This window comes from Cognaticolwellia beringensis (assembly GCF_002076895.1).
Taxonomy (GTDB): domain Bacteria; phylum Pseudomonadota; class Gammaproteobacteria; order Enterobacterales; family Alteromonadaceae; genus Cognaticolwellia; species Cognaticolwellia beringensis.
The window spans coordinates 2,754,377-2,775,243 of record NZ_CP020465.1; the positions used below are offsets into that span (position 1 = coordinate 2,754,377).

General features: G+C 38.5%; 19 protein-coding genes and 1 riboswitch. Of the genes, 14 read left to right on the forward strand and 5 right to left on the reverse strand.

Annotated features, from left to right (window positions below; genetic code table 11):
* Window positions 1–22: 22 nt before the first annotated feature.
* The 3 genes from moaB to moaA form a co-directional block, all read right to left on the reverse strand.
* Window positions 23–553 (reverse strand): molybdenum cofactor biosynthesis protein B, encoded by a 531-nt coding sequence (gene moaB, locus B5D82_RS11720; protein WP_081151732.1) that lies wholly within the window; start codon window positions 551–553, stop codon window positions 23–25.
* Complete coding sequence (locus B5D82_RS11725) at window positions 546–1,175, reverse strand: molybdenum cofactor guanylyltransferase (RefSeq protein ID WP_081151733.1); 630 nt, start codon at window positions 1,173–1,175, stop codon at window positions 546–548. Before B5D82_RS11725 ends, moaB begins: the two co-directional genes overlap by 8 nt.
* The gene (moaA, locus tag B5D82_RS11730) at window positions 1,175–2,146 is read right to left on the reverse strand and encodes a GTP 3',8-cyclase MoaA (protein WP_081151735.1); all 972 of its coding nucleotides are present in this window, start codon (window positions 2,144–2,146) and stop codon (window positions 1,175–1,177) included. Before moaA ends, B5D82_RS11725 begins: the two co-directional genes overlap by 1 nt.
* Window positions 2,132–2,289, reverse strand: a riboswitch (molybdenum cofactor riboswitch). Its footprint overlaps the gene before it by 15 nt.
* A gap of 206 nt (window positions 2,290–2,495) precedes the next feature.
* On the opposite strand from moaA, the gene moeA reads away from it, so the two are divergent.
* The 3 genes from moeA (at window position 2,496) to dbpA (ending at window position 6,011) form a co-directional block, all read left to right on the forward strand.
* Window positions 2,496–3,731 (forward strand): molybdopterin molybdotransferase MoeA, encoded by a 1,236-nt coding sequence (gene moeA, locus B5D82_RS11735; RefSeq protein WP_081151736.1) that lies wholly within the window; start codon window positions 2,496–2,498, stop codon window positions 3,729–3,731.
* A gap of 40 nt (window positions 3,732–3,771) precedes the next feature.
* Complete coding sequence (locus B5D82_RS11740) at window positions 3,772–4,509, forward strand: alpha/beta fold hydrolase (protein ID WP_081151738.1); 738 nt, start codon at window positions 3,772–3,774, stop codon at window positions 4,507–4,509.
* Between the two features lie 107 nt (window positions 4,510–4,616).
* A complete protein-coding gene (gene dbpA / locus B5D82_RS11745; RefSeq protein WP_425429866.1) occupies window positions 4,617–6,011 on the forward strand; it encodes an ATP-dependent RNA helicase DbpA in 1,395 nt (464 codons plus the stop codon).
* A gap of 129 nt (window positions 6,012–6,140) precedes the next feature.
* Here dbpA and B5D82_RS11750 read toward each other — a convergent pair whose 3' ends face one another.
* Complete coding sequence (locus tag B5D82_RS11750; protein WP_081151741.1) at window positions 6,141–6,491, reverse strand: DUF3718 domain-containing protein; 351 nt, start codon at window positions 6,489–6,491, stop codon at window positions 6,141–6,143.
* Between the two features lie 468 nt (window positions 6,492–6,959).
* Between B5D82_RS11750 and B5D82_RS11755 the strand changes: the two genes are divergently transcribed.
* The 10 genes from B5D82_RS11755 (at window position 6,960) to B5D82_RS11800 (ending at window position 18,737) form a co-directional block, all read left to right on the forward strand.
* The gene (locus tag B5D82_RS11755; protein WP_081151742.1) at window positions 6,960–7,355 is read left to right on the forward strand and encodes a YebG family protein; all 396 of its coding nucleotides are present in this window, start codon (window positions 6,960–6,962) and stop codon (window positions 7,353–7,355) included.
* A 123-nt stretch (window positions 7,356–7,478) separates the two neighbouring features.
* On the forward strand, window positions 7,479–8,207 hold the full coding sequence (locus B5D82_RS11760) for a M48 family metallopeptidase (RefSeq protein ID WP_157673888.1): 729 nt from the start codon (window positions 7,479–7,481) through the stop codon (window positions 8,205–8,207).
* Between the two features lie 783 nt (window positions 8,208–8,990).
* A complete protein-coding gene (locus tag B5D82_RS11765; RefSeq protein WP_081151745.1) occupies window positions 8,991–9,356 on the forward strand; it encodes a response regulator in 366 nt (121 codons plus the stop codon).
* On the forward strand, window positions 9,353–9,961 hold the full coding sequence (locus B5D82_RS11770) for a chemotaxis protein (protein WP_081151747.1): 609 nt from the start codon (window positions 9,353–9,355) through the stop codon (window positions 9,959–9,961). Before B5D82_RS11765 ends, B5D82_RS11770 begins: the two co-directional genes overlap by 4 nt.
* Window positions 9,962–9,963: 2 nt before the next feature.
* Window positions 9,964–10,890 carry a sensor domain-containing diguanylate cyclase gene (locus B5D82_RS11775; RefSeq protein ID WP_081151748.1) on the forward strand — a complete coding sequence of 309 codons (927 nt, stop codon included), beginning with the start codon at window positions 9,964–9,966 and terminating at the stop codon, window positions 10,888–10,890.
* Between the two features lie 282 nt (window positions 10,891–11,172).
* Window positions 11,173–13,629: a bifunctional aspartate kinase/homoserine dehydrogenase I gene (thrA, locus tag B5D82_RS11780; RefSeq protein WP_081151750.1), complete on the forward strand. Its 2,457-nt coding sequence runs from the start codon at window positions 11,173–11,175 to the stop codon at window positions 13,627–13,629.
* Window positions 13,629–14,606: a homoserine kinase gene (gene thrB, locus B5D82_RS11785; protein ID WP_081151751.1), complete on the forward strand. Its 978-nt coding sequence runs from the start codon at window positions 13,629–13,631 to the stop codon at window positions 14,604–14,606. The genes thrA and thrB overlap by 1 nt, the downstream gene beginning before the upstream one ends.
* 54 nt (window positions 14,607–14,660) lie before the next feature.
* Window positions 14,661–15,947, forward strand: coding sequence for a threonine synthase (thrC, locus tag B5D82_RS11790; protein WP_081151753.1), 1,287 nt, complete (start codon window positions 14,661–14,663; stop codon window positions 15,945–15,947).
* Between the two features lie 337 nt (window positions 15,948–16,284).
* A complete protein-coding gene (gene ung / locus B5D82_RS11795) occupies window positions 16,285–16,977 on the forward strand; it encodes a uracil-DNA glycosylase (RefSeq protein WP_081151754.1) in 693 nt (230 codons plus the stop codon).
* A 227-nt stretch (window positions 16,978–17,204) separates the two neighbouring features.
* Window positions 17,205–18,737, forward strand: a complete 1,533-nt coding sequence (locus B5D82_RS11800) for an aminotransferase class V-fold PLP-dependent enzyme (RefSeq protein ID WP_081151756.1) — start codon at window positions 17,205–17,207, stop codon at window positions 18,735–18,737.
* An 86-nt stretch (window positions 18,738–18,823) separates the two neighbouring features.
* Here the strand turns inward: B5D82_RS11800 and B5D82_RS11805 are convergent, their stop codons facing one another.
* Window positions 18,824–19,390: a GNAT family N-acetyltransferase gene (locus B5D82_RS11805; RefSeq protein ID WP_081151757.1), complete on the reverse strand. Its 567-nt coding sequence runs from the start codon at window positions 19,388–19,390 to the stop codon at window positions 18,824–18,826.
* A gap of 103 nt (window positions 19,391–19,493) precedes the next feature.
* On the opposite strand from B5D82_RS11805, the gene B5D82_RS11810 reads away from it, so the two are divergent.
* Window positions 19,494–20,831 (forward strand): NAD(P)/FAD-dependent oxidoreductase, encoded by a 1,338-nt coding sequence (locus B5D82_RS11810; protein WP_081151759.1) that lies wholly within the window; start codon window positions 19,494–19,496, stop codon window positions 20,829–20,831.
* The last annotated feature ends 36 nt before the right edge of the window (window positions 20,832–20,867 follow it).

The following is a 20,867-nucleotide window of genomic DNA, read 5'->3' on the forward strand; positions in this document are numbered from 1 at the left end:
AGTACTATCGAAAAGATTAATGTTATGTAAACTTTAAATGAGGAACAAAGTTACATGGTCGATGGCTAGCATCCAATTGTTCGACAATTAACTTATCCCAAGCCGTTTTACAGGCATTGGTTGAGCCAGGTACTGATAAAATAACGGTGCTGTTTGCCATGCCGCCAAAGGCGCGTGATTGAATGGTCGAAGTGCCAATTTCGGCTAAAGAAATCGTTCTAAATACTTCGCCAAAGCCTTCAATATCTTTGTCAAATAAAGGTAATAGTGCTTCTGGTGTATTGTCTCTAGCAGTAAAGCCTGTTCCGCCGGTGGTTAATATTACCTGCACATTTTCATCAGCAATCCACTTAGAAACTACAGCACGTAGTTGGTAGACATCGTCTTTTGAAATTTCTTTAGCAGCTAATTTATGGCCTGCAGCTTGTAAACGTTCAACAAGTGACTGACCTGAGGTATCGTTGTGTTCTTCTCGGGTATCTGAAACGGTTAGTACCGCGATGTTTAATGGGACGAAACCATCGCCGCAATGAATTGAAGAGATACTAGACATGAGATTTCCTTTGCAAAGATAATAATTGTTTTGCCTGTTGCCATTGCTCAGGCGTATTGGTGTTAAATAAACACTGCTCGTTTTTAGGCTCAATCACCTTATACGGAATTTGCGCTAATAAACTTCGCACAGAAGGGCCTGATAAATTGCGTTTACCGGTGGTTTTTTTAGAGACGGCTTGAGCCTGTACTCGAAATAATGATTGTTGAAAAAACTGTTCAACAAAAGCATTTACTGGTAAATACAGGGGGAGATAATTATCAATAAAATAACATGCGCGTTGACTCAATTCTCCAACTTGCTTTAGTGCTGCGAGCTCACCTGAGGTCATTAAAGGTAAATCAACGGGTAAAATTAGCAATGCTTTAGGTTTGAATTGTTCGATAATGCTTTGAATACCACCTAGTGGGCCCATATTAGCAACGAGATCGTCAATACCTTTTTCACCACCACTGACGATCACGTGTGAACTGCCAGCACCCTTGAGCACAGACTTGCTATAACTTAGCATGTCTTGTGCTTCGCGCTGTAAATTAGCTTTGTTTTCTCCCATTCGGGAAGATTTACCACCCGCTAAAACCACCCCTAAGCAAGGCTGAAATAATGTGTTATCTGCACTCATTAACCACCCAACATTGCTAAATTTTTTGTCGCTCCAGTGAGCTTGTCGTGTAAAAAATGGGTTTGTTTTTTGTCGGTCAGCATATTGCTGATAGCGGCTTTTAGAGGTTCTACATCATCAGTTTGCAAGTAGTCTTTTAGCGATAAGCCTTGCTCGGTAAATAAACACAAATGTAATTTACCAATGGCACTTATCCGTAAGCGATTACAGGTATTACAAAAATCTTTCGAATAAGGCATGATTAAGCCAACTTTACCAGCATAGTCAGGGTGATAGAACTCTTGTGCTGGCCCTGCCGCTTTGTCATTAATAACCGGTAGCCAACCATCCAGGATCAAGTTTTGCTTTATGCGCGAACCTTGAACGTGTTGAGCATCGAAAAACTCTTTATTATCGCCCGTTTGCATTAATTCAATAAAGCGTAAAGTAATGGGTGTGTCTTTTAACCAAGCTAAATAACTGGCAATGTCGTAACCATTGTATTCACGCATCAATACCGTATTGACTTTAACTGTTGTATTACCTGCCGCAACCGCCATATCAATACCTTTGAGGATATGTTTGAGCTTATCGTGGCCAGTAATAGCATGGAATTGTCGTGGGTCTAGCGTATCAATACTAATGTTGATGGCATCAATGCCGGCATCTAGCCAAGCAGGCAAGTGCTCAGGAAGTTTGTAACCATTGCTAGTAATAGCGACCTTTTTAATACCAGGAGTTTGCTTACATCGAGCAATTATTTCAGGTAGGTCTTTACGTAAAGAGGGCTCACCACCAGTAATACGGATTTTTTCCGTACCCATAGAAGAAAACGCTGAAGCTAAACGGGTAATCTCAGGCAGTGTGAGAAATTTTCTGTCGTTATCACACTGATAGCCATCGGGTAAGCAATAGCTACAACTAAAATTACATACGTCAGTGATTGATAGGCGCAAGTAATAAAACTTGCGACCGAAGTTGTCTGTTAACATGTCACCTTTCCAAAGTCGGGAGGCAAACAAGTTTCCTTGTTAACCCTGGCAAACTCAAAAATTAAATTTGGTTTACGGCTAAAAGAGCATGTTGGTTGCATAGCAACGAATTTAGCTAAGATAGCTCGGCGAAAAATAATATTCTATATCATATAACTATTAGCATAGTATGATTGTTAGCACTATAACAGATAAAGACCTTGGTTATATTAAATGATGTTCAATAATGTCAATATTATTGTGATAATTTGCTAACCAAATGAAGATGAAAATATTTAAATCAAGCTACCTTAATGCGCTTAAGTGATAGCTGAAAAATAGAAAATACAATGAAATTGGATGGTTTATTATGGTTGATTGTTGTTCTACGCCTGGATTAATGCCTTTTGAACAAGCTTTAGAAACGATGCTTGCTGGTATTACCCCTATCACTGAAGTTGAAAGTATTACCTTAACCGAAAGCCTAGGTAGAGTTTTATCGACAGATATAACTAGCCCAATTAATGTCCCTCCACATAATAATTCGGCTATGGATGGTTACGCTTTTGCTCACGCTAGTTTAGCTCAACACTCAAGTTTGATTTTAGTCGGCCGATCAATGGCAGGGCAGCCTTATGAAGGTGCTTGTGGTAAAGGTGAGTGCATTCGTATTATGACAGGTGCAAAAATACCTGCTGATTGCGATACGGTAGAAATGCAAGAAAATTGTCAGGTAGTAGATAACAGCGTTAAGTTTGAAGCACCACGTGAGCTGGGTGACCATGTTCGTTATGCCGGTGAAGATATTAATAAAAATCAGGTGGTTTTTAGCAAAGGTCGGCGTTTATCGGCTATCGATATTGGCGTGTTAGCTTCACTTGGTATTCAGGAGTTAACGGTATTTCGAAAACTGAATGTCGCGCTAATTGCTACCGGTGATGAGCTAAAAGCATTAGGCGAACCGCTAGGTAGCGGTGACATTTTTGAAAGTAACAGTTATGCGCTAGCTGGAATGTTAGAAAACCTCAATGTTAATGTGATTAACTTTGGCGTTATCGTTGATGATGAAGCGGCTATTAGAGAGGCATTTATTCAAGCCGATGCATTAGCAGATGCAGTGATTTCCTCTGGAGGAGTTTCAGTAGGTGACGCAGATTATACTAAACTCGTGCTTGAACAAATCGGTGAGATTGCCTTTTGGAAAATCGCAATGAAACCAGGCAAGCCTTTTGCTTTTGGTAAACTGCCTAATAGTGTGTTTTTCGGCTTACCGGGCAACCCTGTCTCCGCTATGGTAACCGCTGATTTATTAGCCATACCCGCGTTGATAAAACTACAGAACTGCCTTGCCGTACCCCCAATAAAGTTAAAAGCCAAAACGCTGACAGATTTAAGAAAGTCACCAGGGCGGATGGACTTTCAACGCGGGGTCATTTCTTATAATAATAATGGCGAATTGGTGGTAAATAGTACAGGCAGTCAAGGCTCCGGTATTTTAACCAGTATCGCGTCGGCAAATTGTTATATTGTTTTACCTGCTGAGCAAGGCCGAGTAAAGGCCGGAGAAATAGTTAATATTCGTTTGTTTGAGCGTTATTTTGCATAATAATTTATGCAAAATAGTTAAAAATAGCAGGTTGTAACTCTTGTCCAAAACCATTTATTTTATTCCTGGCACTATGTGTAATCAACAGTTATGGCTGCCTGCTTGGCAGCTACTGCGTCAGCAATATCCTCAAGATTATCAGTTAATACCTTTGGTGATCCCAAGTAGTGGCAGTATGGATGAGGTTGTAAGTTCACTATCAGGCCAAGTTGTTGACAATGAGGCGATCTTAGTCGGTTTTTCATTGGGCGGTTACATAGCGAGTGCCATCGCGTTAAAGCTTGAAAATAAACTAAAGCACTTATTAATCGTGTCTAACTTTCCGAAAAACTTGCCATTAACGGAAATTAAACAACGTAAACGAACAATCGATTGGATAAATCAGCGAGGTTATTTTGGGATTCCCAATAAGCGAATCGATGATTTACTCCACCCAAATATTAAGCAATTTAATCCCCAGTGTTATCAAGATATAAAGCAAGTCATTGTTGCCATGGATCGTGAACTTGGCGTTGACGTGTTATTACATCAGCTTTGTGTTTCTATGCACCGACCCAATTTATTAGCTTTATTAACGCAGTTAACCTTACCTGTTACGTTTCTTGTTGGCGATGAAGATAACTTAGTTGATCTTGTTTCATTGAGACAAGAATTGAAACAAAACCTACATAGCGCGAATAACATTGTGCTGGAAGAGGTTACTAATACGGGGCATATGTTACCGTTAGAATCACCGCAAGCTTTAGCGACAATGCTGATGTATTTATTGGCTAGTTAACCCGACTTTTCCTTATTAAACTGCGGTTAATAATATAATTTCGTAAAGCTGTGTTTGCGTGAGCGAAAGCGTGTAAAATAGCGGCAATTATTTTTTACGTTAGGACTTTGACGTTGAGCGACAGCAAATTTTCATCACTTAGCTTACAACCCGCAATTTTAGATAACCTTTCATCACTTGGTTACCATGAGATGACAGAAATACAAGCTAAAAGCCTACCGGCTATTTTAGCGGGACAAGATGTCATTGCCCAAGGTAAGACCGGCTCAGGCAAAACAGCGGCATTTGGTCTTGGCCTTTTGAATAAACTACAAGTTAAAAAGTTTAGAATTCAAACCTTGGTACTATGCCCTACACGCGAATTAGCCGACCAAGTAGCGAAAGAAATTAGAAAGCTGGCAAGAGCGGTTCATAACATAAAAGTACTCACCTTATGTGGTGGTACACCGTTTGGCCCACAAGTAGGTTCATTAGAGCATGGCGCGCATATTATTGTTGGCACACCAGGTCGAATAGAAGATCATTTAGGACGTGGAACTTTATCATTAGAACATGTGGATACCCTGGTTTTAGATGAAGCTGATCGCATGCTGGATATGGGATTTCAGGCCGCTTTAGATAACATAGTTGCTAAAATGCCAAAGCAGCGACAAACGTTATTATTTAGTGCGACGTTCCCGCAACAAATTCAAAAAATAGCGAATAGCTATTTGCAAACACCCGCAGTGATTAAAGTAGAGTCAAGCCATGAAAGTAGTACTATTTCACAGCATTTTTATCAGGTGGAGAATGATGAAGATCGCCTAACGGCTATCCGATTACTGCTGCTAACCCATCAACCCGAGTCGAGCGTAATATTTTGTAATACCAAAATAGAAACGCAGAATGTAGCGAATAAATTGGCTGCTTATGGTTTTGGTGTTGTAGCATTACATGGTGATTTGGAACAAAGAGACCGTGATCAAACATTAGTGCGCTTTTCCAATAAAAGTGCCTCAATACTGGTTGCGACTGATGTTGCCGCGCGTGGTTTAGACATTGAAGCGCTTGATGCGGTATTTAATTATCATATTGCTCATGACAGTGAGGTTCATATTCACCGCATTGGTCGCACCGGTCGTGCAGGTAGCACTGGTTATGCTTTTTCATTATTTAATAAAAAAGATAGCTACAAAATTGGCTTATTGGAAGATTATTTAGAGCGAACTATTGAAGGTGAAGAATTACCGAGCAGTGAGGCTTTAGATCGGGATGTATTTACGCCAAAAATGGCGACGATACAAATCGATGGCGGTAAAAAACAAAAAGTCAGACCAGGCGATATTGTCGGCGCACTTACCGGTGAAAATGGTATAACATTTGAACAAGTGGGTAAAATTCAATTAGGCGCTAACTGGGCATATGTAGCTGTAGATAAATCAGTGGTGAGAAAAGCGTTAAATAAGTTAACGCACGGCAAGCTAAAAGGGCGTACCTTTAGGGTTAAAGAGTTAAAGAGTTAAAGAGTTAAAGTAAGCATTTACTAAGTTTGATTTCATTAGCTATAAAAATAACATCAACTAGGTACTCAGCTTCAAAATTGAGTACCTGTGATGTTAAATTATGACTTTTAATGCCGACCTCCTTAAATTTTATAACTGAAAATTAACATTTATTTTTTCAATCGCAGCAACATCAATAATATTAACCTTACCGCTAATACTGCCCTCTAAACGTGCTGCTGTTTTATTTGCGCCATATTTTTGGGCAAAAGTGATAATGTCTTCGCCGTTACACATCACCTTCATTGCGACTATTTTGTTTCGTAAATTATAAGAATCAGCTGTTTTTTGATACTTAGTAACGTTATTAGTTAATGTAGATTTACAAACGTCAATAAGGGCTGTTTCAATATGTTTATCCATGGCATAGCTACTAAAGCTTACAATTGATAAAACTGAACAGGTCATCGCGGTAGTAGTGAATAATTTGAATGTGTTCATTTGACTCTCCATATACAATTAAAAGTTTATTTACGCTGTGTACACATTTACGCTGTGTACACATTTACGCTGTGTACACATTAATAGTGACGTATTAGCGATAAAAAGTTGTAAAGAAGAACGGACGGAATGTAAAAGTTAATCACTAGCAGTGGAAGATGATATCTATGATATTTTATTGTTTTTATTATATAAAGTTTTCATAGTAAACAGATTTGATGACAATAACTCTTACATCTAAGCATGTACTTTGAAACATTATCGTATAGTAATGTCATATATCGTACGATAGAACACATGAAATTTATGGTGGCAGCTAACATTTTCTGGCAATTTTAGAAAATCAGGGTATGATACTGGTAATATGTACAGTCTTTACTGGCCTGAAAAGGTATCTTTTAAAATAGGTATGCTTTTTAGTTGGGTGGTAATGAATTGAATTTGGTAAATAGTAAATAAGGGATAACAATGGCAGTTGAGAGTCGATTTGTCGTCATAAGACAAGGTGTGGAGGTAGAAACATTCATGGATAAAAAAGCCGCAGACGAATATGATAAAATGCTTGATATGGCAGATAACTTATCTGAAATGTTTGAACAAGCACCTGTCGAGCTTTCTGAAAGTATTCGTGAAGAACTCAGTGTCTATTTAGCCCAAAATCGTGATGACGTGCTTGTTGCTTTACAAGCTAAAAAAGCTAAAGTAACGAACACTAAAGCCGTTGTTAGTAGCCCGAAAAAGACTAAAGCCGAAGTTGCGGATGAGGTTGTTGAAGCCGACAGTGTGAATACAACTGAGAAAGTAAAAAAGGCTAAATCGCCTAGCGCTAAAGCAAGTAGCAAAACTAAACCTGTGGTAGCTTAACTTATATTTCGATGCAGGTAAGTGAACAGTTAGCTAGCGTTTAACCTTGTTTATCCCTAATCGAGGTTATTCTTCCATTTGTTAATTGTTAATTGTTAATTGTTAATTTTTTATGGTGGTGTTTTGGAATATCAGCTAATACGAAGCGCGCGTAGAAAAACTATTGCCTTACAAGTAAGCAATGCACAAATTATTGTTAGGGCACCAAAGTTTGTTAAAACGGCGTACGTTGAAAGCCTTATACAATCAAAATTGCTTTGGCTAAAACAAAAGGTTGCAGAACAACAGCAGAATACCTTATTAAACCCTACTTTTACCCAACAACTTAGCGATGAAAATACCCAAAACAAACCTTCAATCTATATTGATGGTTTGCCGCACAATATTATCATTGCTTATGGGCAGAAAAATGTTATTCATAATAAGCAGGATCTAAGCTTAACCGTGGTGCTTAATTCTCGTTATGCATCATACAGTTTGCACTCAGAACTTACGGTAACGAAAGTTAAATCGCAAATTGAAGGCTGGTTTAAAGCGCAAATTGAAGATTATATTCAGCAAAATCTTATCAATTTTTCGTACCAAATGTCGCTATATGCGTCATCGTTTAAAGTGAGAAAATATAAAGCACGCTGGGGAAGTTGTAATAGTCGTAGCGAATTAAGCTTTAATTACTTATTGAAAATGCTGCCGACTTGGGTGGTTGACTATGTCATAATTCATGAGTTATGTCATATCAAACACATGAACCATTCGACAAAATTTTGGCAATTAGTTGCCGTATATTGCCCTGAATATCAAAGCGCCAAAAGTTGGATGCAAGAACATCAACCCTACCTGAAATGGTTGTAACCCTTTGCTTGCGTAACACTAATATCCAAAGCTACCTCTCTCATATCTAAGCAATAATCATTACTTTTAATTTAACTAGTTGGCACGAGACCTGCTTGGTATATTTACTTTTTTACGAATTAAAAAAATAATAAAACGATTAGAGTCCACTAGTATCAATATGTGCAAACAGCCACTTGGTAGTATTGGCATAAGGGGATAAATATGAAATTAACTCACTACAGTTGGAAGGCGATATGTATTTATCTATTGTCTGCTACTATGTCTGTAACCATTATTGAGTTATTAATAAATGAGTTATTAATAAATTTATAGCTAGCATAATAGCAATATCACTCATTATCTGAACATTTATAGGCATTAAAATAACCGAGTATTGCATTATTAAGTAGCTTTGCAGTTTACAGGTTTTTTGACAATTTTTTCATGATTGTGAGGCTATTGTCCTGAACAACAAGTTATTAAAATAAATGCCCTATATTTGACCATTTTACGTTACGCATAAAATAGCCCCTCTAACTTCTTTAAATTGCTTCTAACTTCTTTAAATTGATAGGTGAATATCTCATTTCTGCGTTTAGCCGTGAATGTGAATATATCAACACAGCCTCATTTCTGCAGCTTATTTTTTGCAATATATTTAGATTTAAAGATGCCCTTGACGTATATTTTAAAACCTTAAAATGGAAAAATGTGGCGTTTATCAGCATTAGCAATTAACAGCAGAACAAATTTAAGGTAAATTGGGTGTTAATAAAAAAAATAATTAAGGAATAGCGCCAAATGAGTACAAATGTTCTTATTTGTGATGACTCTAACTTAGCCAGAAAGCAAGTACTTAGAAGCCTTCCCGAGAACCTATCAATAAATGTGCAATTAGCCAAAGACGGTCAAGAAGCACTAGATATTTTACGCAGTCAAAATATTGATATTCTATTTCTTGATTTGACCATGCCAATTATTGATGGCTTGGGCGTATTAAAAGCGTTGAAAGATGAAGGTATTAATGTACCTGTGTTTGTTATTTCAGCAGATATTCAACCTGAAATGCAAAATCGAGTATTGGAGTTAGGTGCAAAAGCATTTTTGCGTAAACCTATAGAATTAGATACATTAAATGAACACTTAAGAAATCATGGTTTCCTATGAATGCATCTGACTTAACTGAAGATCAACACGATTGTTTACAAGAGTTGATTAATGTCGCCATGGGTCAAGCAAGCGATCAACTTGCACGCTATTTAGATACCTTTGTGTATTTAAGAGTGCCGAGTATAGAGCAAGTGCGATCAGAACATTTATTTGACAGCCTTAACCATGACTTAAAAGCAACGGCAATTGTTAGCCAAGGTTTTTTTGGTTATGAAGGTATTCGTGGTGAAGCACTATTGATGTATCAACCGCTAGATTCAAACCGTTTGGCTGACTTACTCGGTTATGAAGCCGATGAGCTATCATTTGACGAGCAAATTATAGATTTAAGTTCTATTTTAACCACCACATTCTTAAATGTGTTTGCCAGACAAATAGATAACCAGATGTCATATAGTGCCCCTAGGTTGTTATCGACTAATTTGAGCAAGGTAAACGAGCACTTACAACAGCAATCTTTTAATTGGGATTATGCACTAAAGGTTAAAATTAGTTATCAAGTAACTGACTATTCATTTAATTGCGATATGGTGCTTCTTATCCCTGAAGAAGCGATTACTAATATTAAAACTGTTATTGATCGAATACTGGCAGACTTTTAAAGATGTTAGACACGCTTTGTAATGATATTTTAAATCGCTTAAATACAGGGATTTTAATTCTAGATAAAAATTTTAATATTCTTATGTGGAATCGATTTCTGGAAGTGCATGCCAACAAAAGCGACAAACAAGTGGTCGGCAAAAGTATCTTTGCTGTTTTTCCAGAGTTACCTAAAAAGTGGTTTGAACGTAAATTATCGAGTGTTATCCAATTAAAAAACCAGTCTTTTTGTGGCTGGGAGCAACGTCATCACCTATTTGAGCTTTCGCATTCTCGCCCTATAACAACAGACAGTGACTTTATGGCACAAAACTGTACTTTTTTACCTCTTGAGGTTGAAGGTGAAGTTGAGCGTATATGTATTTTAATTGAAGATGTTACTGATGTTTGTCATTACCAAACTCAATTAAACAAAGTTTTGCAAGAACTAGCTTTAGCAAGTCGTGTAGATGGTTTGACCCAAGCTTTTAATCGTAAACATTGGGAAGAATGTTTAGCCGCTGAATTTTCTCGAGCTCAGCGCTACAAACAAACTCTCGCATTAGTAATGCTAGATTTAGATGAATTTAAATTATTGAACGACACCTATGGTCATCAAGGTGGAGATAAAGTGTTAATTGATACATCAAAAGCCATTAATGAAATGCTCCGAATGGGCGATTTGTTTGGCCGTTATGGTGGTGAAGAATTTGCGGTGATATTGCCAAACACTGACCTAAAAGGGGCTAAAGATGTTGCAGAGCGTATACGTAAAACCATTGAAGGTAATGCTATTCATTATCAAGACCAAATGATTCGTGTTACTGTCAGTATTGGTGTTGCTGTTATGGATGAAGCTGACGCCCGTTATGAGAGTCTGATAAGTCATGCCGATATAGCATTATATAAAGCGAAGGGGGCAGGCCGTAACCGAGTTTGTGTAGCGTAAAAAACTATAGTTTCCTGAATATTTTTATCAAATATGCAATCTTCCTAACTTTTATACATATATTAGTTTTTTTTATTCATAAAAAGCAGTTGACAGAAAAATTCATATCAGGCACTTTATACCTCATGAATATTCTACAACGTCGCAACATTATTATTATCACCACTACCACCCTCACCGGGATGGTGGTCATTGGCTGACGTGTAGAATTTAGCAATTTTATAAAGCCCGTGACCATTTAGGTTACGGGCTTTTTTTATATTTAGAGTTTAAGGGGTAAAAATGCGTGTATTAAAGTTTGGTGGTTCGTCTTTGGCTTCGGGCCAGCGCTTTATTGAAGTGGCGAACATTATCAAAAACAAAAGTCAGTTGTCTCGACTTGCGATAGTCGTTTCTGCGCCACAAGGCGTTACTAATCATTTAGTGGCGATGGCAGAAAATATCTCTAATGAAGAAAAACTGCAAAGTGACTTATTGCATTTTAAACACGCTATTGAAAATATTATTCAGGACTTATCGGCGAGATTACCGAATTTTTGCTCGCAACACAGTGAGCAAGTACTCGCGACTTGGGAACATCAATTAAGTCGATACTTGCATGGTGCAACCCTACTGTCATTTTGTCCTGAACATGTGCGTGCACGTATTATTAGCATAGGTGAGCGTTTGAGTGTGGCACTTTTGCAATCAGTATTGTCAGCTGATGCAATCGAAGTGAGTGTTATTGAACCCGAAAAATTTCTCCGCACCAATGATGTTTCGATGAATGCCGTAGCAGACTTAGTGTTATGTAAAGAAAGATTTCAGCATGTTTATAACGAACTTAACACGATTGCCCTTATGCCAGGTTTTATCGGTGTTGATAGCCTTGGTAATATTACAACATTAGGTCGCAATGGTTCAGATTACTCTGCTGCAGTATTAGCAGTTTGTAGTGAGGCCGAATATTGCGAAATTTGGACGGATGTTGACGGTGTATATAACGCAGATCCTCGCTTAATAAAAGAAGCGCAATTATTAGATTATTTATCATACCAAGAAGCGATGGAGCTATCTTATTTTGGTGCGAGTGTTTTACATCCAAAAACAATCGGTCCTATTGCTCAGCATCACATTCCATGTTTGATTAAAAATACCGGTAATCCTGAAGCAGCAGGAACGTTAATCGCTAATGAAAATGATCAGCAAAAGCGTGTTAAAGCTATTTCAAACTTAGATGACTTAACCATGGTGAATGTTTCTGGCCCTGGTATGAAAGGTATGGTCGGTATGGCGAGTCGGGTTTTTGCTACCATGAGTCGTGAAAACATCTCTTTGATTTTAATCAGCCAGTCTTCAAGTGAATATTGTATTAGTTTTTGTATTTATTCGTCTGATGCTGATAAAGCCGAGCAAAGCTTACAAGAAGAATTCGAATTAGAATTGTTAAACGGTTTGTTAGAGCCGTTAACGTTAACGCATAAATTATCCATTGTGTCTTTAGTTGGCGATGGTATGCATCATCAACAAGGTGTTGCGGCTAAATTTTTCAGTTCACTTGCTCAAGCACGTGTGAATGTTGTTGCCATAGCTCAAGACTCCTCAGAGCGTAGTATTTCTGTGGTTATCGAAAGCAGAAAGTGTACAGACGCGATGAAAGTTAGTCATCAAAACTTCTTTTCTCACAAGCCCACAATAGATGTATTTTTGGTTGGTTGTGGTGTTGTCGGTAGCGAGCTACTGGCTCAAATAGCCCGTCAGCAGGAAAAACTTACAACAGATAATATTTCACTGAAAGTTTATGGCTTGGCTAACAGTAAAGGTATGGTGTTTAACAGTGAAGGTATCGATGTTGCTAATTGGCAAGAAAACTTAGATCAAGAAGCCTTGCCGGTTACCGTTGAAAATATTAAAAACTTTGTTCGTGCAAACCATTTAATTAATCCTGTATTAGTTGATTGTACTTCTAACGAAGCGCTTGCTTTGCAATATGTTGATTATTTAGAAGCCGGCTTTAATGTGGTAACGCCTAATAAGAAAGCGAACACAGATTCTTGGGAATATTATCAAGCATTACGAACGGCAGCTCAAAAAACTAACCGTCGCTTTTTATATGAAACAACGGTTGGCGCAGGCTTACCGGTTATTGATACCTTGCAAAACTTGCTAAAAGCGGGTGATGAGCTGGTAAAATTTGAGGGCGTATTATCAGGTTCTTTATCGTATATATTCGGTAAACTCGATGAGGGTATGACTTTATCTCAAGCAACAACGTTAGCAAAAGAACAGGGCTTTACTGAACCTGATCCTCGCGATGATCTTAGTGGTATGGACGTAGCGCGTAAGCTACTTATCATGGCTAGAGAAGCAGGTATGCCGTTAGAGTTAACTGACATTGAAATCGAACCCGTCTTAGCCGATTCATTTGACGCTAGTGGCGACGTAGCAACCTTTATGAGTAATTTGCCATCGTTAGATCAGGCATTCGCTGAGCGTATCAATGCAGCTAAAGCAGAAGGTAAAGTGTTGAGATACATTGGTAATATTGTTGATGGAAAGTGTCAGGTGGCTATTGAAGCTGTCGGCGTAGATCATCCACTCTATAGTATTAAAGATGGCGAAAACGCCTTAGCGGTTCATAGTCGTTATTATCAACCGTTACCTTTCGTTTTACGTGGTTATGGCGCTGGTGCTGCAGTTACCGCAGCGGGTGTTTTCGGTGACGTGTTAAGAACGTTAGCTTGGGAGCAACAGCACTAATGAGTGTTTCAGTATTTGCACCAGCATCAATTGGCAATGTTAATGTTGGTTTTGATGTTTTAGGTTTAGCAGTTAAGCCCGTCGACGGTACATTATTAGGTGATGTTGTTACGGTTACACATAGTAATGACGGCGACCAGTTAGAGGTAATTGGTAATTTTGCAAATAAGTTACCAAGCGATGTTAAGCTAAATATTGTTTGGGATTGTTTACTTTTATTTAATAAAGAGCTCTTTGCCAGTAAGCAAACTATTGCTGAAGTCAAAATCACCTTAGATAAACGTATGCCAGTAGGTAGCGGTTTAGGCTCTAGTGCTTGTTCTGTCGTGGCGGCAATTGCTGGTTTAAATGCTTTTTATGAAAAATACCATCAGTTTAGCTTTTCGCAGCGAGCACTGTTAAAAATGATGGGGCAAATGGAAGCAAAAATTAGTGGTAGTCTACACTATGATAATGTTGCACCGTGTTTTTTAGGTGGTATGCAGTTAATGGTGCCAGACCCAGATATAATTGCCCGTAATTTACCGCAATTTGAAGATTGCTATTTTGTTATGGCATATCCAGGGATTGAAGTATCAACCAAAGCGGCAAGAGATATATTGCCAACATCTTATTCGCGAGCAGATTTGATTAGCTTTGGACAGAATTTAGCGACCTTTGTCGACGCTTGTCATCGCGGTGATAAGGTGCAGGCATTCTCGGTATTGACTGATGTAGTGGCTGAACCTTATCGAAAAACAATTTTACCTGGTTATAGCGATGCAGTAAGTTACTTAAGGCAAGCGGGTTGCTTAGCTGTTGGTATTTCGGGCTCAGGTCCAACGCTATTTTGTGTTACTGACGATGCAGCAAAAGCTGAAAAGTTTGCCCATTGGTTGAACAACAATTATTTGCAAATATCACCGTCCGGCGCAAGTGAAGGATTTGTGCATATTTGTCGAGCTGATGCTCAAGGTGCAGTCAGTTTACCAGAGTAAAAATTCAATCTTTTGCTTTGCAGGCACGAGATTAAACCTATATAGGAAATTAGTGTGAAATTTTATAATTTAAAAGAGAACGATGAACAAGTCAGTTTTGCTGGTGCGGTAAAGCAAGGTTTAGGGCGTAATCAAGGGTTGTTTTTCCCTGAAGAATTGCCTCGTTTTGATAATATTGAAGCCTTACTTGCGCTGCCTATGGTTGAGCGCAGCGTTAAGGTGTTATACCCATTTGTGAGTGAAGACTTAACTGAAGTACAGTTAACTGAAATTGTAACCGATGCTTTTAATTTTCCAGCGCAAATACAGCCTATCAGTGAAAAACGTGCAATATTAGAATTATTCCACGGTCCAACACTGGCTTTTAAAGACTTTGGCGCACGTTTTATGGCTAAATGTTTACAGGCGTTCAGTGAAAATAAAAAAGTGACTATTTTAACGGCAACATCGGGTGATACTGGCGCTGCGGTTGCCCATGCATTTCATGGTATTGATAACATCGATGTCGTCATTTTATATCCGAAAGGAAAAATCAGCCTATTGCAGGAAAAAATGTTTACTACCTTAGGTGGTAATATTAGAACTATCGCGGTAGAAGGCACTTTCGATGATTGTCAGTCGCTAGTTAAACAGTCTTTTGAAGATAAAGAACTGAAAGAAACTATCGGATTAAACTCTGCGAATTCAATAAACATTAGTCGCTTATTAGCGCAAATTTGTTATTACTTTGAAGCGGTTGCGCAACTTTATCGCCAAAAAGGTAATGATGCCTTAAAAGATATTGTTTTTTCAATTCCAAGTGGTAATTTTGGTAACTTAACCGCCGGACTATTTGCTAAAGCATTAGGTTTACCGATTAAGCGTTTTATTGCGGCAACAAATGCCAACGACACAGTGCCTCGCTACTTACAAACTGGCGAATGGACCCCTAATGACACAGTAGCAACTATTTCTAACGCTATGGATGTTAGTAACCCTAACAACTGGCCACGTGTTGAGCATATGCTACAAGCCGGCTTAGTTGAGCAAGACTGCGTTAGTTCTGTATCGATCGATGAAGAGCAAACTCAAATGTCTATGATCCAGTTGGCAAAACTTGGCTACATAAGTGAGCCTCATGCGGCAGTGGCTTACAGAGCATTGCAATATAATGCCACTGATGCTGAATTCGGTGTGTTTTTGGGTACCGCTCATCCAGCGAAATTTAAAGATATTGTTGAAAGTACTTTAGGACAACCAATAGGCTTACCAAAAGAGCTTGCCGATTGTGCTAGTGAAACTATTTTATCTACTACAAGTACCACTGATTTTGCCGAGCTTAGAGCTTACTTAATGGCATAGTACCTTGCTCGTTGAAAATATCAGGTTCATTATAAAAGGCAGTTTTTACTGCCTTTTTTTCGTTTGATTGTTCGTTAAAAATAAACTTTTACAGCGTCAATGAATTATTGAGCATGATGGCCTGAAGCTCAACCTCAACCTACAGGAAAATAACGTGCACTCTTTAATGATTGTTCGCTGTAGCTCTGCATTTAAGCCGTCAAATAGACAACCACCATGTTCACATGGCTTCTCAGTGTTTTATTCCAGGTAAATACTCAGTATCTACCGATGACATTCATGCAGGAAATACCGCATAATATAAGCATGATATTAAATACATGATGCACAAAATTTTATGACAACATTAAAGCCTCAATGGCAAAAAATAATTGCCCATGAGCAACAACAAGATTACTTTCAACAATTATCCAAAACAGTTGCTCAACAACGAACGAATGGTGAAGTTGTGTTCCCTCTTGAAGAAGATGTTTTTAGCGCTTTTTCTACGGTTGATTTGTCCGATGTGAAAGTGGTTATTCTAGGTCAAGATCCATATCATGGCTTAGGTAAAAGTGGTGAGTCGCAAGCGCATGGTTTGGCTTTTTCGGTCCGTAAAGGTATTAAAGTTCCGCCTTCATTAGTCAATATATATAAAGAGCTTAGCCAAGATATAACGGACTTTATTACCCCAAAGCATGGCTACTTAACTGAGTGGGCTGAGCAAGGAGTCTTGTTGCTAAATACCGTGCTTACCGTTAAGCAAGGGCAAGCACATTCTCACGCGAAATTAGGCTGGGAAACTTTTACCGATAAAATTATTGCAGAACTAAATCGGCACAATGACGGTTGTGTATTTGTACTCTGGGGCAGTCATGCGCAGAAAAAAGGTAAAAATATTGATCAGCAAAAACACCTTGTTTTAAGTGGTCCACACCCCTCACCACTTTCTGCTTATCGTGGCTTTTTTGGTTGTCAGCACTTTTCTAAAGCAAATACTTGGTTACAAACGCAAAATAAAAGCGTTATTAATTGGCAAATTAGCGATTAAAATGTAGTGATTTTTTGTCACTTTGAGGAAATCATTTCAATATAGCTAAATTACTAAAATTTATTTTCATATTTGGCTGTAGATATACCGTTATTGGTAAGTATGTCCTTTATTTTCTTTTATTTTAGATTTATTTTGCTATTAATGTTGTTTTGTTAGTTTTATATTGTTCAAAAGTCGAATGGTGCTAGTATGTTTTTATTATAGAAAATTAAGAGCTAGCTAGTATGTCATTGGAAAGTTATTTTTTGCCATTTCGGCACCATGTTATTGGACAAAATCTACAGCATAAAATTAATGGCCAAACGCTTGATATTATTTATGCTGATTGGACCGCCAGCGGCCGATTATATCAACCGATTGAAGATTACATTACCAATGAATTAGGACCGTATGTCGCTAATACACATACTGAGACTAATCTAACCGGTAGTGCTATGACTCACGCCTACCACGATGCTCAACATGTCATTAAACGTCATGTAAACGCTTGCGATAATGATGTTTTGATCACGGCGGGTGCAGGTATGACTGCGGTGGTCAATAAATTCCAACGTATTTTAGGTTTGCGCATCCCTGAGCGCATGCAAGCGCAAGTTAGCTTTTTAGAAAATGACAGACCTGTAGTTTTTATAACGCATATGGAACATCATTCTAATCAAACGTCTTGGTATGAATGTGATGTGACGCTTGAAATTGTTGATCCAGATAGCAATGGCTTACCTTCTTTAGAACATTTAGCGCAGTTGTTAGAAAAATACCAAGACAGGACGGTAAAAATAGGCTCATTTTCTGCCTGTTCAAATGTTACGGGTATAAAAACCCCTTATTATCAACTTGCTGAAATTATGCACCAACATGGCGGTTTGTGCTTCGTCGATTTTGCCGCTTCTGCCCCTTATGTTGATATCGACATGCACCCAAGTAACCCTAAACAAGCGTTAGATGCTATTTACTTCTCGCCGCATAAATTTTTAGGTGGTCCTGGTAGTTCTGGCGTGTTGGTGTTTAATAAAGCGCTTTATAAAAACAAAGTGCCAGATCATCCCGGCGGAGGTACAGTTACCTGGACCAATCCTTGGGGTAAGCATAGTTTCTTTAATAATATAGAAATGCGTGAAGATGGTGGCACACCAGGGTTTTTACAATGCATTAAGGCCGCTTTAGCCATTAAAGTAAAAGATGCGATGGGGGTTGAAAATATACAGCAACGCGAAGCTGAAATTACCCACTATGTGATGGACAGTTTAGCTAAAAATGAGCATGTTGTGATGCTTGAACCTAATATTCGTGATCGCCTCGCTATTGTTTCATTTTATGTACCTGGCGCGCATTATAATTTAATTGTGCGGCTACTAAATGATAAATTTGGCGTGCAAACTCGAGGTGGTTGTTCATGTGCGGGTACTTATGGCCATATTCTTTTAAATGTTGATCAAGATACCTCGTCAAAAATAACACAGCAAATAGATTTAGGTGATTACGCTGAAAAGCCTGGTTGGATCCGAGCGTCGTTTCACCCTACCACATCAGACAAAGAAGTCGCTTATGTGGTGGACGCGATTAATCAAGTGACTGAAAATATAACGGTCTGGAGTAAAGAATATCGCTTTAATCCAGCGACTGGTGATTATGAACACGGTAAACTCGATGTTGAATTTCCAAGTTTATCTTGCTTTAAAGCCTTGCCAGAATGTTCGCCACTAGTTATTGATAAAGTGATAGAAAAGCCTTCAATATTACGTAAAATATTTGGCTAATTGTCTGGAGTATATTGGTTATTAGTGACACTAATAACCAATATACTTTTGCTCACTGGGCCCGTTGCAAAAGAGTCTATCAAGGCCTATTGAAAAATAATCATCATTTCTGCAGCTTCGCAATGACAGTCATGATGACATATCGGACAATCATAGCCAGCTAAGCTGATTTCATGCCAGCGGTCTGGGTGATCTTTAATTAATATGCCTCCGCATTTAGTAAAGTATTTGACGGCACTATTGCCCGGACTTGGTCTCCATAAATGGCTAACACCAGCCAGTGCTCCTTGGGCTTTAGTTGCGATAATTGAGCGTTTTAAAAGTTCACCACCAACGCCGTGGCCGCGATAGTGCTCATCAACCGTATTACATTTGAAATAGCAAACTTGTTCAGCAGGTACTGGCCAGAGTTCAGTTGAACACCATTTATCTATCTGCCACTGTTGTGCAGCATAAGTAATTCTAAATCCGACTAATTTTTTATTATGATAAACGACAAAACTAGCGTTTATGTTATTTTTAATGCCTTTTTCATACCAAGCTTGCATACTTGTTTTATCAATATAACCCTCACCGTGAACCTCAGTAGCTAATTGAATAACAAGGTCAAAGTCAGCAGGTGTTAAGTGTTGATAGTTAAGCGTTATGCTCATGATTTTGTTTTTATTGAGTTAGTCATTACAGTATTGTACTGTTTTTTCTGAGATACTTTAAGCGCGCGCGCTTAAAAAAAATTTAAAAAATTTGGAAGTGAAAATGTACGATCCATTGCATGATTTATCTCCGGGCTGTAATGAAGCCTACCCCGAAAGTTATTGGGCAAATGTATCAGGCATAGCTCCTGAACATGATGGCGCAGTGATTGCGGATCTTGATGTTGATGTTGCCATTATTGGCGCTGGCTATACTGGCCTGTCTTGTGCCCTACATTTAGCTCGAGAACATGGCATTAAAGCGCATGTCTTAGAAGCTAATCAAACTGCTTGGGGTTGTAGCGGTCGCAATGCCGGTTTTATTTTAAAATCTTCTGGTCGAAAGTCCTATGGCCAAATGGCTAAACAATGGGGCGAAGAGGTTATGCGCGGTATTTATCAAGAAATGGCTGCGGGCGTTGAAACAGTTAATTCATTGATTAATGAAGGGATAGATTGCGATCAGCAAAGTGCCGGTTACATAAAAGTTGCACATAAAGCTAACAAACTTAAAGAATTGGTTGAGTTGGCAAAACTTCAGCAAAATATGTTTGGTTATGACGTGGAAATTTTGTCACAAAACCAAGTGCGCGAACAGTATATGGATGATCGTAATGCCTATGGCGCAATTCGTTATAAAGATGGTTTTGGTGTAAACCCGTTAAAACTTGCTTGGGGCTATCAAAAATTAGCACGCGAAGCTGGCGTAAAAGTGCATTGTGCGTCACCTGTAAACCATTGGAAGTCGCAAGATAATAAACAAAAATTGCATACCCCTAACGGCATTGTCAGCGCGCAAAAAGTAGTTATAGCCACTAATGGTTATACCCCGAAAAACTTTCATTCGTTGATAACCGACAGAACTCTGCCAGTACTTTCGCAAATTATTGTTACCGAGCCTTTGAGTGAAGCACAAATAGTAGCCTGTAATTTCTTAACCTCAAATGTTGTGATGGACACCCGAGCGCTTAAATATTATTACCGCAAGTTACCTGATAATAGAATATTGTTTGGTGGTAGGGGCGCTATAACGGGGAAAAGTGCTGACGATCCATATTATGCACAACGTTTACTCTCAGTGCTTAAAACAAGTTTCCCAGCATTGGCTAACCTAAAATATAGCTATGCTTGGTCTGGCTGGATTTGTATGGCATTGGATGACTTACCACACATATACCAAAATGATGAACAGTCAGTATTTTATAGTATGGGTTATTGTGGCAGTGGCGTAGCATTCTCAGTACAGGCCGGCAAACGTTTAGCGGAGAAAGTGGCGGAAAAACCGGTGCCTAATTTACCTTTATACAATAAAGCATTACCAAAATTTCCCTTTGCGCCATTAAGGCGCGTAGGGCAATGGGGCTATTTTCATTATGGTAAAATTAAAGACCAATGGTTTTAGTCCTAAAATTTAGCACTTTACTTTAGTTATGTGGTT